This is a genomic window from Mesorhizobium sp. AR02, from assembly GCF_024746835.1.
Lineage (GTDB): Bacteria > Pseudomonadota > Alphaproteobacteria > Rhizobiales > Rhizobiaceae > Mesorhizobium.
The window spans coordinates 1639191-1652037 of the sequence record NZ_CP080531.1 but is presented as its reverse complement, the minus strand read 5'-3'; the positions used below and the strand labels follow the sequence as shown (position 1 = coordinate 1652037).

Annotated in this window: 13 protein-coding genes; 8 read left to right on the top strand and 5 right to left on the bottom strand. The window is 62.7% G+C overall.

Going from position 1 to position 12847, the window contains the following annotated elements:
- Positions 1-74: 74 nt before the first annotated feature.
- The 6 genes from rbfA (at position 75) to DBIPINDM_RS12185 (ending at position 6717) form a co-directional block, all read left to right on the top strand.
- Positions 75-512 carry a 30S ribosome-binding factor RbfA gene (gene rbfA / locus DBIPINDM_RS12210; protein WP_258585946.1) on the top strand — a complete coding sequence of 146 codons (438 nt, stop codon included), beginning with the start codon at positions 75-77 and terminating at the stop codon, positions 510-512.
- Positions 512-1489: a tRNA pseudouridine(55) synthase TruB gene (gene truB / locus DBIPINDM_RS12205; RefSeq protein ID WP_258585945.1), complete on the top strand. Its 978-nt coding sequence runs from the start codon at positions 512-514 to the stop codon at positions 1487-1489. Before rbfA ends, truB begins: the two co-directional genes overlap by 1 nt.
- Before the next feature lie 43 nt (positions 1490-1532).
- A complete protein-coding gene (corA, locus tag DBIPINDM_RS12200) occupies positions 1533-2627 on the top strand; it encodes a magnesium/cobalt transporter CorA (RefSeq protein ID WP_258585944.1) in 1095 nt (364 codons plus the stop codon).
- Between the two features lie 78 nt (positions 2628-2705).
- Complete coding sequence (rpsO, locus tag DBIPINDM_RS12195) at positions 2706-3080, top strand: 30S ribosomal protein S15 (RefSeq protein WP_272481095.1); 375 nt, start codon at positions 2706-2708, stop codon at positions 3078-3080.
- A gap of 408 nt (positions 3081-3488) precedes the next feature.
- Complete coding sequence (gene pnp, locus DBIPINDM_RS12190) at positions 3489-5636, top strand: polyribonucleotide nucleotidyltransferase (protein WP_258585943.1); 2148 nt, start codon at positions 3489-3491, stop codon at positions 5634-5636.
- Between the two features lie 70 nt (positions 5637-5706).
- Complete coding sequence (locus DBIPINDM_RS12185) at positions 5707-6717, top strand: class I SAM-dependent methyltransferase (protein WP_258585942.1); 1011 nt, start codon at positions 5707-5709, stop codon at positions 6715-6717.
- Positions 6718-6734: 17 nt separating this feature from the next.
- On the opposite strand, the gene DBIPINDM_RS12180 is transcribed toward DBIPINDM_RS12185, so the two are convergent.
- The 4 genes from DBIPINDM_RS12180 to fabA all read right to left on the bottom strand — a co-directional run bounded on the left by DBIPINDM_RS12180 (position 6735) and on the right by fabA (position 11074).
- On the bottom strand, positions 6735-8279 hold the full coding sequence (locus tag DBIPINDM_RS12180) for a putative bifunctional diguanylate cyclase/phosphodiesterase (protein ID WP_258585941.1): 1545 nt from the start codon (positions 8277-8279) through the stop codon (positions 6735-6737).
- 175 nt (positions 8280-8454) lie between these two features.
- Positions 8455-9258 carry an enoyl-ACP reductase FabI gene (fabI, locus tag DBIPINDM_RS12175; protein ID WP_258585940.1) on the bottom strand — a complete coding sequence of 268 codons (804 nt, stop codon included), beginning with the start codon at positions 9256-9258 and terminating at the stop codon, positions 8455-8457.
- Positions 9259-9288: 30 nt separating this feature from the next.
- Positions 9289-10509, bottom strand: a complete 1221-nt coding sequence (gene fabB, locus DBIPINDM_RS12170; RefSeq protein ID WP_258585939.1) for a beta-ketoacyl-ACP synthase I — start codon at positions 10507-10509, stop codon at positions 9289-9291.
- A gap of 49 nt (positions 10510-10558) precedes the next feature.
- Positions 10559-11074 (bottom strand): 3-hydroxyacyl-[acyl-carrier-protein] dehydratase FabA, encoded by a 516-nt coding sequence (gene fabA / locus DBIPINDM_RS12165; protein WP_258585938.1) that lies wholly within the window; start codon positions 11072-11074, stop codon positions 10559-10561.
- A gap of 242 nt (positions 11075-11316) precedes the next feature.
- Here fabA and irrA point away from each other — a divergent pair, with 242 nt between their 5' ends.
- Entirely contained in the window at positions 11317-11784 is a 468-nt protein-coding gene (gene irrA, locus DBIPINDM_RS12160) for an iron response transcriptional regulator IrrA (RefSeq protein ID WP_258589250.1), read from the top strand.
- A 10-nt stretch (positions 11785-11794) separates the two neighbouring features.
- Positions 11795-12154, top strand: a complete 360-nt coding sequence (locus tag DBIPINDM_RS12155) for a DUF4260 domain-containing protein (RefSeq protein ID WP_258585937.1) — start codon at positions 11795-11797, stop codon at positions 12152-12154.
- Between the two features lie 12 nt (positions 12155-12166).
- Here the strand turns inward: DBIPINDM_RS12155 and DBIPINDM_RS12150 are convergent, their stop codons facing one another.
- Positions 12167-12727: an SH3 domain-containing protein gene (locus DBIPINDM_RS12150; protein ID WP_258585936.1), complete on the bottom strand. Its 561-nt coding sequence runs from the start codon at positions 12725-12727 to the stop codon at positions 12167-12169.
- Positions 12728-12847 lie beyond the last annotated feature (120 nt).

The window sequence follows — 12847 nt, the reverse complement described above, 5'->3', positions numbered from 1 at the left end:
CGGGCCGATGCGTTGACATGTGAGACATGCGGCACGGTCCTATCCCGCGCCTCACGCTTTCAGGATTGAGAAAAATGCCCCGTCCAACCACATCCAGTCCGTCCCAGCGTATGCTGCGCGTCGCCGAACAGGTGCGCCATGCGCTCTCCGAAACCTTGCAGCGCGGTGAGATCATCGATCCGCTGATCGAGAACACCGTGGTTTCGGTCTCGGAGGTGCGTATGTCGCCCGACCTAAGGGTCGCCACCGCTTTCGTCTCGCCGCTCGGCGCCAAGGATACCGATGCGGTGGTCGAGGCGTTGAATAAACACGCGAAATTCGTGCGTGGCCGTGTCTCCGGCGCTCTGCGGCAGATGAAGTTCATGCCGGAGTTCCGCTTCAAGCTCGACACCTCCTTCGACAATTTCGCCAGGATCAACGATCTCCTGAAGTCGCCCGAGGTGGCGCGTGATCTGAGTGTCGAAGGCCAAGACAAAGACGACAAGGCCAAAGACATCAAGGACGGGGAATAATGGGGCGCCGCGGCAAGAAAAAGGGCCGGCCGATCTCCGGCTGGGTGGTGCTGGACAAGCCGGTCGGCATGGGTTCGACCGAGGCCGTGTCCAAGATCAAATGGCTGTTCCAGGCGGAAAAGGCCGGCCATGCCGGAACGCTCGATCCGTTGGCTTCCGGCATGCTGCCGATCGCGCTCGGCGAAGCGACCAAGACCGTGCCTTACGTGCAGGACGGCGCCAAGATCTATCGCTTCACCGTTGCCTGGGGCCAGGAGCGCTCCACCGACGATCTTGAAGGCCCGGTGACGAAGAGTTCCGACCTGCGGCCATCGGAAGCCGAGGTTAAGGCGCTGCTGCCGAAATACACTGGCGTCATCATGCAGACGCCGCCGCAATTCTCGGCCATCAAGATTGCGGGCGAACGCGCCTATGACCTCGCCCGCGAAGGCGAGACGGTCGACATTCCCGCGCGGGAGATCGAGATCGGGCGTTTGGATGTCATCGAGCATCACGCTGACGACACCGTTTTCGAGGTCGAATGCGGCAAGGGCACCTATGTGCGCTCGCTGGCCCGCGACATGGGCCGCGACCTTGGCTGCTTTGGTCATATTTCCGACCTGCGCCGGGTCGAGGTCGAGCCGTTCACGCCTGAGGATTTCGTCACCATCGCCGAGCTCGAGGCGGCTCGCTTCGGCGTGCAAGGCGAGGCCAAGCCGGAGCCTGCCGACGATGCTGATGCGATTGACGTGCCGGTAGACTTCGGCGCGATCGACGCGCTTCTGGTCGACACGTCAGCGGCTCTCGACTGCCTGCCGCAGATCGCCATCAGCGACGACGCGGCGACAAAGATCCGCCTCGGCAATCCGGTGATCATCCGTGGCCGCGATGCGCCCGTGGAGGCGGAAGAAGCCTGCGCGACGGCACGCGGCAAGCTGGTTGCCATCGGCGCGATCGAACAAGGCATGTTCAAGCCCAAGCGGGTCTTTGCCGGGTGACAGCTCTCGTCTAACTTCAGTTGATTTTACGCTCGAGGGGCACATGGCAAAGGCCGAGGCGGTGAAAAAGCGGGCGCCGGTGAAGACGCGGCGGCCGCCGGTCGGCGCCTCGCCGGGTACGCTGATCGCCGATCCGGCGGCGCGGCGCAGCGAGCTCAGGCTGACGCTGATCTCGCCGGAAAAATTCGAAACCATCGACAATGCCAGCATCGATGACCTCAACACCCATTGCGACAACTGGCCGGTCGTCTGGCTGGACTGCACGGGCCTCGCCAACATTCAGCTGATCGAGGAGATCGGCCGGATCTTCAACCTGCATCCGCTGGCGCTGGAAGATGTCGTCAACACCGGCCAGCGGCCGAAGGTCGATTTCTTCGAGGACCACGCCTTCGTGGTCGTGCGGATGATCGACGATGTCACGGCCCATCGCTACGAGCAGATCGCCGTGTTCTTCGGCAAGAATTTCGTCGTCACCTTCCAGGAGCGCGAGGGAGATCCCTTCGATCCCGTGCGCAAGCGCATCGAGAGTTCCGCGCCCAACCGGTTGCGGGCCCGCGGCGCCGACTATCTGGCCTACGCGCTGATCGACGCCATCGTCGACAGCTATTTTCCGCCCGTCGAGGCGGCAGGCGACCAGGTCGACGGTATCGAGGATGAGATGCTGCATTCAACGCACAAGCATCAGATGCGGCAACTGCACGAATTGCGGCGCGACGCCAATGTGCTGAAGGGCGTGCTGTGGCCGATGCGCGATGCCGTGGCGACGCTGATCCGCAACGATGTGCCCTATGTAAAGGCCGAGACCAAAATCTTCCTCAACGACACGCTCGACCACACGCTGAGGCTGATCGAACTGGTCGAGACCCAGCGCGACATGCTGACCGGGCTGATTGAGATGCATCTGTCGCTGAGCCAGGCGCGCACCAACGACGTCATCAGCTATCTCACCATCGTCTCGGTCATCTTCATGCCGCTCACCTTCCTGGTCGGCGTCTGGGGCATGAACTTCAGTCCCGACGCCTCGCCATGGAACATGCCGGAGCTGCGGTCCTATTACGGTTATCCCGCATCGCTCCTGTTCATGGCTGTTGTCGCGATCGGCTTGATTGCCTTCTTCAAATGGAAGAAATGGCTTTGACGGCGGTAAAACTGGCCATTTGGGGCTGAAAAGCCGGCTTTATGAATTGGGCTGGTGTTTTCCAGGGAATTGCCCTATATGCGCCGCAGCATAGCGCCACGACGCTTTGCTTGCACCGGCCCCTGCTGGACGACATCCCGGCTGAGGGCGACCCGTTTCCTCAAACAGATAAGGAAAAACACGATGTCGATTACTGCCGAGCGCAAACAGGAATTGATGGGTGAATTCGCAACCGCCAAGGGCGATACCGGGTCTCCGGAAGTCCAGGTGGCCATCCTTTCCGAGCGCATCAAGAACCTGACCGACCATTTCAAGGACCACAAGAAGGATAACCATTCCCGCCGTGGTCTGCTCGCCCTCGTGTCCCAGCGCCGCAGCCTGCTTGATTACCTCAAGCGCAAGGACGACGCGCGCTATCAGACACTGATCGAGAAGCTCGGTCTGCGCCGTTGACGAATTGACCGGCGGGCTCCCACAGGGAGTCCGCCGGTCGCGCATTCGAGCCCCGGGCCAACCCGATCTCGAATGCAGGACTGGAGCGCCGCGCACCCATCCGGATGCCGGACGGACGCTTCAACAAGTGAATTTGCGCATGACGCGTTCCGCAAGCAATGGTTTTCGGGGTCGTGCGCAGGCCAGTCGATCGATTGGCCATATCCGGCTTAGAGCGTGCAGAGGGCCACTCGAAGCCACCCATGGACGGTCATGGGGCAGGATTGCAGGACGCTCGTATGGCCGTAGTGCCAATAAAACCCGAGCCTCCCGTTGTCTTGCCCGTGGCTGCCCGAGAAAGGAAGCCAGAGGAAAGGGCACCCGCGCACGCTGAAACGGCGCGGCCCTTCCTCATATAAAGGACAAGACATGTTCAATCAGCACAAAGTGGAAATCGAATGGGGCGGCCGCCCGCTCATCCTCGAAACCGGTAAGATCGCGCGTCAGGCTGACGGCGCTGTGCTCGCCACCTACGGCGAGACCAAGGTTCTGGCCACCGTCGTTTCGATGAAGGAGCCCAAGCCCGGCCTCGATTTCTTTCCGCTGACCGTCAACTACCAGGAAAAGACCTATGCCGCCGGCAAGATCCCGGGCGGCTATTTCAAGCGCGAAGGCCGTCCGAGCGAAAAGGAAACGCTGGTTTCCCGTCTCATCGACCGCCCGATCCGTCCGCTCTTCGCTGACGGCTACAAGAACGACACCCAGATCGTCGTCACCGTTGTCCAGCATGACCTCGAGAACGATCCGGACATTCTGTCGATCGTCGCCACCTCGGCCGCGCTGACCCTGTCGGGCGTCCCCTTCATGGGCCCGGTCGGCGGCGCCCGCGTCGGCTACATCAACGGCGAATACGTGCTCAACCCGCACATCGACGAGATGCAGGAATCCAAGCTCGACCTCGTCGTCGCCGGCACCGCCGACGCCGTGCTGATGGTTGAGTCCGAAGCCAAGGAACTTGGCGAAGAGCTGATGCTCGGCGCCGTCATGTTCGGTCACAAGGGCTTCCAGCCGGTCATCGACGCCATCATCAAGCTGGCCGAAGTTGCCGCCAAGGAGCCGCGCGACTTCACCGCGCCGGACTATTCCGCGCTTGAAGCCGAGATGCTGAAGATCGTCGGCGACGAGCTTCGTGAAGCCTACAAGATCACCGACAAGCAGAAGCGCTATGCCGCCGTCGACGCCGTCAAGGCGAAGGTCAAGGCAGCCTATGCTCCGGCCGAAGGCGAAGAGGCCAAGTACACCTCCGAGCAGATCGGTTCGGTGTTCAAGGAACTCCAGGCCAAGGTCGTGCGCTGGAACATCCTCGACACCGGTTCGCGCATCGATGGTCGTGACCTGAAGACCGTTCGCAAGATCGTCTCCGAAGTCGGCGTCCTGCCGCGCACCCATGGTTCGGCGCTGTTTACCCGCGGCGAGACCCAGGCGCTGGTCGTTGCCACACTCGGCACCGGCGAAGACGAGCAGTATGTCGATTCGCTGACCGGCATGTACAAGGAGAAGTTCCTCCTTCACTACAACTTCCCTCCCTACTCCGTCGGTGAGACCGGCCGCATGGGTTCGCCGGGCCGCCGCGAAATCGGCCACGGCAAGCTCGCCTGGCGCGCCATCCGCCCGATGCTGCCGAGCGCTGACCAGTTCCCCTACACGCTGCGCGTCGTCTCGGAGATCACCGAGTCCAACGGTTCGTCGTCGATGGCCACTGTCTGCGGCACCTCGCTGGCGCTGATGGATGCCGGCGTGCCGCTGGCCAAGCCGGTTGCCGGTATCGCCATGGGCCTGATCAAGGAAGGCGAGCGCTTCGCGATTCTGTCCGACATTCTGGGTGACGAAGATCACCTCGGCGACATGGACTTCAAGGTCGCCGGCACCGCCAACGGCATCACCTCGCTGCAGATGGACATCAAGATCGAAGGCATCACCGAGGAGATCATGAAGATCGCGCTGGACCAGGCCAAGGATGGCCGCCAGCATATCCTCGGCGAAATGGCGCATGCCCTGACCGGCGCCCGCCCCGAACTCGGCGAGTTCGCGCCGCGCATCGAGGTCATGCACATCCCGACCGACAAGATCCGCGACGTCATCGGCTCCGGCGGCAAGGTCATCCGCGAGATCGTCGAGAAGACCGGCGCCAAGATCAACATCGAGGACGACGGCACGGTGAAGATCGCTTCGTCGAACGCCAAGGAGATCGAGGCGGCGAAGAAGTGGATCCACACCATCGTCGCCGAGCCGGAAGTCGGCGAAATCTACGAAGGCACGGTCGTCAAGACCGCTGACTTCGGTGCTTTCGTCAATTTCTTCGGTCCGCGTGACGGTCTCGTCCACATCTCGCAGCTCGCCAATGAGCGCGTCGCCAAGACCTCGGACGTCGTCAAGGAAGGCGACAAGGTCTGGGTCAAGCTGATGGGCTTCGACGAGCGCGGCAAGGTCCGCCTGTCGATGAAGGTCGTCGACCAAGCCACCGGCAAGGAAATCGTGCGCGACAAGAAGGCCGAAGGCGAAGAAGACGCCGCCTGATCGGTCTGACAGGAAAATCGGAGCGGGCGCGGCTTAGGTCGCGCCCGTTTTCGTTTGGAAGGTAGAGGGAATGTCCGCTGAAGCGCTGAAGACGCTTTTCCATCCGTTCGAGGCCGAGGCTCTTGCTTTGCCGCGAAAGGGCGAGCGCATCCTTTTCCTCGGCGCCGAGCCAGGCCTGCGCTTGCCGTCGGGTTTCGAGGCTACGCTTCATCTCGTACAGGGCTTTCGGCCGCATTTCCGCGCCTTGCAGGCAGCGGGCTTCGCGGTCACACCGAAAACCGAGGGCGACGGTTTTGATGCCGCGCTGGTGCTCGCTGGCCGTCATCGTGGCCAGAACGAACTGGGCATCGCCGAGGCCCTCGAGCGTGTGGCGCCAGGCGGGCTGGTTGTCATCGCCGGCGGCAAGGACGATGGCATTGCCAGCTTGCGCAAGCGCGTCGACGAGCTTGTGTCGCTCGACGGCCATATGCCGAAATATCACGGCATCGCCTTCTGGCTGCGCCGCCCGGCGGATATGCAGGCTGCTGCGGCACTTCGCGCCGCCAACCCGGCGCAACTGATAGAGGGCCGGTTCCACACCGCACCCGGCATGTTCTCCTTCGATCGCGTCGATGCAGGGTCGAAACTGCTGGTCGACAACCTGCCCGATGACCTGCGCGGCAGTGCGGCCGATTTCTGCGCCGGCTGGGGCTATGTGGCGGCTGAGATGGCTGCCGGTTCGTCAGGCCTGTCGGCCCTTGATCTCTACGAGGCCGATTTCGATGCGCTGGAGGCAGCCAAGGGCAACCTCGGTGGCACCGTGGCGCAAGGCTTCTTCTGGACGGATCTGCTCGCGGAGCCGGTCGAGCGCCGCTATGACGTCATCGCCATGAACCCACCCTTTCACCGCAGCCGTGCGGCGGAGCCGGAGATCGGCGCCGGCATGATCCGCGCGGCAGCCAAGGCATTGAAGCCCGGTGGCAGGCTGTTCATGGTCGCCAATCGCCAGCTTCCCTACGAGCCCGTGCTGTCGGCCGTCTTTGCCAGCCACGCGGAACTCGCCCGCGATGGCATGTTCAAGGTGTTTGTCGCGCGTCGGTGAAACGATGCGTATCGCATTCAGTGCAGGTTGGCGACGCGCCGGACCTCGTCGGTGACGTGCTGGTCGCCAACCCTGAACTTGAGTGGCGCCGGACGGCCGAACAGGTAGCCCTGCACCACCTCGCAGCCGGCGGCGCGCAGCAAAGTCGCCTGGTTCTCGGTCTCGACGCCTTCGGCAATGATGCTGACGCCGAGTGCACGCGAAAGCCCGACAATGGTCGACACGACGGCGCCGGAGCTGGAATCGGTATCGATGCGGCTGACGAAGGAGCGGTCGATCTTCAGCTTGCCGAACGAGAAATCGATCAGGTAGCTCAGATTGGAATAGCCGGTGCCGAAATCGTCTACGGCGACGGAGATGCCCATCTCGGCAAGCTCTTTCAGGATAGCGGCCGCGCGGTCGCGGTCCTGCATCATCGCCGTCTCGGTGACTTCCAGCTCCAGCCGCGACGGCTTGATGCCGGTGGTCCGCATCGTGTCACGCACGATGCCGACGAAGTCCTTGGTCATGAACTGGACCGGCGAGATGTTGACGGCGACGAAACAGTCGTCGGGCAGATGGCGGGCGTCGCTGCAGGCCTTGCGCAGAACCCATTCGCCGATCGGGTTGATCATCCCGGTTTCCTCGGCGATCTGGATGAACTCCATGGGCGGGATCATGCCGCGTTCGGGATGGTTCCAGCGGATCAGCGCCTCGTAGCCGATGATACGGCCGGTCGGCAGGTCGAGCTGCGGCTGATAGTGCAGGTCGAAGTCTCCGCGCTCGAAAGCGGTGTGCAGTTCGGATTCGACCCATTGGCGATGATCGGCGACACGCCCCATCTCGCTGTCGAACACCGACCAGTTGCCGACGCCGCTGGCGCGCGCATTCTGCAGCGCCAGGTTGGAGCGGCGCAGGATAAGGACCGGATCGACGCCATCCTTGGGCATGGCCACGATACCCACCGACAGACCCACCGATTGCTGATGGCTGCTGAGTTCATAGGGCTCCATCATCTCGTCGATGAGCCTTTCGACCATGCTTTCCATCGTTCCCTGGATCTGATGATCCGGGAGCAGCACGGCGAACTCGCCGGCGCCGATGCGCCCGATCAGGGCGCGTGGGGGCACACAGCTTTGCAGCCGCTTGGTGAAGGCGCGGATCAGCTCGTCGCCCTGGCTGTAACCGATCGCGTCGTTGATGTGCTTGAAACGGTCGATGTCGATGTCGATCAGGAACATCGGTTCCCCGGTTCGGCTTGTCGCGCACGCCGCCTCGGCGATCTTGCCGACCATCGCCGGGCGCGCCAGCAGTCCGGTCAGCTTGTCGAAATGGGTTTCGTTGAACACAAAATCCGCCGATTCATCGATGCCGGCGAAGAAGGACATTGCCGCCACCGACGCCGCCAGCGCGCAAAGCGCAGCCATGATCGCGACCATCATGTCCACGGATATGCCGGCAAACCCGTCGCCGAGACCGTGTTTCAGGCCCCAGATGCCGAGGATGAAACTGCCAATGCCCGAGCTTGCTATCGTGAGCAGTCGGAACACCGGTGTTCGCTTCGGGTTGCTGACGGCAGACATTCAAAGGTCCCCAGATTGCGGGACTCTATAGCGGAAATCTTCTTAAAATGAGTTTCCGCGAATGCATCCAATTTTACTGGAGAGGATCATTTCTTTACTGGAAAACGGCCATTTCTCTGCAACGCTCCCAAGCATGTTGCTCAAAGCGCGTCGCCTTGACCCGTTCCGGGGCTCGTCAGCCATCCGTCTGCTTCAACTCGTCGAGCGTCGGCATCGAGACGATGTGATAGCCGGAATCGACATAGTGGATTTCGCCGGTGACGCCGGAGGCGAGGTCGGACAGCAAATAAAGCGCCGAGCCGCCGACCTCGTCGATGGTCACGGTACGGCGCAGCGGCGAGTTGCGCTGCTGGTAGGAGAACATGTGGCGGGCGTCCGAAATGCCGGCACCGGCGAGCGTGCGCACCGGCCCCGCCGAGATGCCGTTCACCCGGATGCCGCGCGGACCGTAGTCGTTGGCAAGGTAGCGCACGCTGGCTTCGAGGCCGGCCTTGGCGACGCCCATGACATTGTAGTTCGGCATGACGCGGACCGAACCGGCATAGGTCAGCGTGATCATCGAGCCGCCCTCCGTCATCAGTGCCGCCGCATTGCGGGCCACTTCGGTGAAGGAGTAGCAGGAGATCACCATGGTGCGGACGAAATTGTCCCGGCTGGTGTCGGCGTAAAGGCCTTTCAACTCATTCTTGTCGGAAAAGCCGATGGCATGGACGACGAAGTCCAGCCCGCCCCAGGCCTGCCCAAGCGTCTCGAACGTGGCGGCGACCGAAGCGCTGTCCTCGACATCGCAGGGAACGACCAGCGAGGCGCCCAGTCTGTCGGCGAGCGGCTTGACCCGGCGGCCGAAGGCCTCGCCCTGGTAGGTGAAGGCGAGCTCCGCCCCATGTTCGGACAATTTCTGGGCGATGCCCCACGCGATCGAATGATCGTTGGCGACACCCATGACAAGCCCGCGCTTGCCCTTCATCAATCCGTCCATGTTGGCAATCCTTTTGGAAAAACGCTGGCCTTATGCGGAATAGCGCTGGAAAACGAGCGTCGCGTTGGTGCCACCGAAACCGAAGGAATTTGACAGGACGGTGTCGATCTTGGCGTTGTCGATGCGCTTGCGTACGATCGGCATGCCCTCGAATTCGGGGTCGAGGGTCTCGATATGGGCGCTTTCGCCGATGAAGCCGCCTTGCATCATCAGGATCGAATAGATGGATTCCTGCACGCCGGCCGCGCCCAGCGAATGGCCGGTCAGCGATTTCGTCGAGGTGATGAACGGCATCTTCTCGCCGAACACCTCGCGGATGGCGCCCATTTCCTTGGAATCCCCCACTGGCGTCGAGGTGCCGTGGGTGTTGATGTAGTCGACCGGCGTGGAGACCGTCGCCAGCGCCTGGCGCATGCAGCGGACCGCGCCTTCGCCCGAAGGCGCGACCATGTCGTAGCCGTCCGAGGTCGCGCCGTAGCCGACGATCTCGGCGTAGATCTTGGCGCCGCGCGCCTTGGCATGCTCCAGCTCTTCCAGCACCAGCACGCCGGCACCGCCGGCAATGACGAAGCCGTCGCGATTGACGTCATAGGCGCGGGAAGCTGCCGATGCCCGGTCGTTGAACTTGGATGACATGGCGCCCATGGCGTCGAACAGGTCCGACATCGTCCAGTCGAGATCCTCATGGCCGCCGGCAAAGACCATGTCCTGCTTGCCCCACTGGATCAGCTCATAGCCGTTGCCGATGCAATGCGCCGAGGTCGAGCAGGCCGATGAGATCGAATAGTTGACGCCGTGGATCTTGAACCACGTGGCCAGCGTCGCCGAGGCCGTCGACGACATCGCCTTCGGCACGGCAAAGGGGCCGATACGCTTGGGGCTGCCGTTCTTCAGCGTCGTTTCGGCCGCCTCGACGATGGTGCGGGTGGAAGGGCCGCCCGAGCCCATGACGATGCCGGTGCGCTCATTGGTGATGTCACTTTCGCCGAGACCCGCATCGGCGATCGCCTGATCCATGGCGACGTGGTTCCAGGCCGCGCCCTGCGACAGGAAGCGCATCGCGCGGCGATCGATCATGGCGGACGGGTCGAGCGTCGGAGCTCCCCAGACCTGGCAACGGAAGCCGTGCTCGGCGAAGGAATTGGAAAAGCTGATGCCGGATCTGGCGTCATGCAGCGAGGTCTGCACCTCGTTGGCATTGTTGCCGATCGACGACACGATGCCGAGGCCTGTGACTACGACACGTCTCATTCGCAACTCCTTCCAGGGATTCTGGCCAGTGGGTCGGCCAGGGCTGCGGTCAAGCGACCGCCGACTGCTTGGACAGACCGACCTTCAGGTCCGTCGCCGCATATATGGGCTCGCCATCCGCCTTCATCCAGCCATCGGCGATGCCCAGAACCAGCCGGCCGCGCATCACGCGCTTGAAATCCACGCCATACTCGACCTTCTTGACCGATGGTGTGACCATGCCCTTGAACTTGACCTCACTGGTAGACAACGCCATTCCCTTGCCGGGTTCGCCGAGCCAGCCGAGGTAGAAGCCGGTCAACTGCCACAAGGCGTCCAGACCGAGGCATCCTGGCATGATCGGATTGCCGATGAAATGGCAGGCAAAGAACCACAGGTCCGGCTTGATGTCGAACTCCGCGCGGATGAAGCCCTTGTCGAAAGCGCCGCCGGTCTCGCTGATCTCGGTGATACGGTCGAACATCAGCATGGGCGGGTAGGGCAGCTGGGCATTGCCCTCTCCGAACAGCTCGCCGCGGGCGCAGGCCAGCAATTCTTCGTAGTCGTAGCTGGATTTACCCGCCATCAATCTCGTCCCCATATCGTCCGGGCGGTAGCGCGCCCTTGTCGTTGGTGTCCTAACACAATCTGTTTCAGGCCGGAAACCGGCGTTTGCGCTTAACCCGCCAGTCTGCCCGGGTCAATGCGCGCTATTGATCGCGTTCGGACGACAGAATATATGTCAACAGGGGTCCGGTTTCGGCAGACGTTCATTTTTTTGCCATTCTGGGCGTGTCTTGAAGCGGGACTGTGAGCTTGGAAGACCAGATGGACCGGGGCTGCCGGAAGGAAAATGTCGCTGTGGACAAGCGGGTACGTGAAGCCGGCCTGAGGCCGACACGCCAGCGTATCGCGCTGGCCGACCTGCTTTTCGCCAAGGGCGATCGCCATCTCTCGGCCGAGGAACTGCACGAGGAAGCGCTGGCCGCCGGCGTGCCGGTGTCGCTGGCCACCGTCTACAACGCGCTCCACCAATTCACCCAGGCGGGGCTGCTGCGCATCCTCGCCGTCGAGGGTGCAAAAACTTATTTCGACACCAACACTTCCGACCACCACCATTTCTACATTGAAGGCGAAAACCGGATTTTCGACATCGCCAATGGCCCTGTGACGGTCACCAACCTGCCGGAGCCGCCCGAGGGCATGGAAATCGCCAATGTCGACATCGTGGTGAGGCTGCGCCCCAAGCGCCAGGAAGGGCCGGCGAGGCCAGAACAATCGGCGGAGCCAGAATAATCGGCCAGAAATGAAACCCCTCGACCTGATAATCAGGCTCGAATGGGCTGCTGTGGCGGCCGCCGCCGTTGTCTTCTACGCTTGGTCAGGCGTTTCCTGGTGGCTCTTCGCAGTGCTCATCCTGGCGCCGGACCTGTCGATGTTTGGCTACCTCGGCGGGCCGCAGATCGGCGCCATCGCCTACAACGCCCTTCACATCCTCATAGTACCGGTGCTGCTGCTGCTCGTCGGGTACCTGTCCGGTCATGCGGCGGCAATCGCGGTCGCGCTGATCTGGATCGCCCACATCGCCATCGACCGTGCGCTGGGCTACGGCCTGAAACTGTCAACCGGTTTTCAGGACACCCACCTTGGCCGTATCGGGCGATAGAGCGGGGCGACCTCAGTCCTTGACCCGCTCGCCGGGATAGGCGCCCCAGACCGCCGCCTGCGCGAGCCAGCCGGTGTGGCCGTCAAGCGTCATTTCGCACCACTGGCCGTCGCAGGACTTGATCGTGCCCATGACGCCCGGCTCGACGATCGCCACCACGCTGGCATCCTTGTCGGGGCTTCTGAGCATATTGATCTGGGCGCCTTTGCCGCGCTGCCATGGCGCGATGATCGCGGTGCGCCGGCCCGACAGCAGCGACTGGTTGATCCAGCCTTCCGAACCGTCGGCATCGCGCACGCGGCGCCACGTGTCGAATTCCTGGATGATCTCCATCGGCAGGCCGGCCTTCATATACATCCAGTCGACCGAATAATTGGCGCCCGGGCCGACGCGCGAGTTGACGCGGCCGGATTTCAGGCTGACGAATCGCGGCAGCGGCAGGCCGCTCGGCCCGAGCGTGACGGCGCTCTGGGCGGGTGCGGCCGCGCTCTGTGCCGCGGCAAGCGAGGAATAGAGGAGAGCGCCGAGAAATGCTGCGCTGAGGGTCAGGCGAAGCGACGCGAAACCAGACACTTTCGTTCCTTTCGGTGCCGGCTCGGTGGCCTCGGCGCCCCTTTTTCTTTGTCTTCGGCGGCACCGCTTGTTACATGGGTAAATCGGCTACCGCGACCGGCTTTCAGTTTCGCCGGTCTT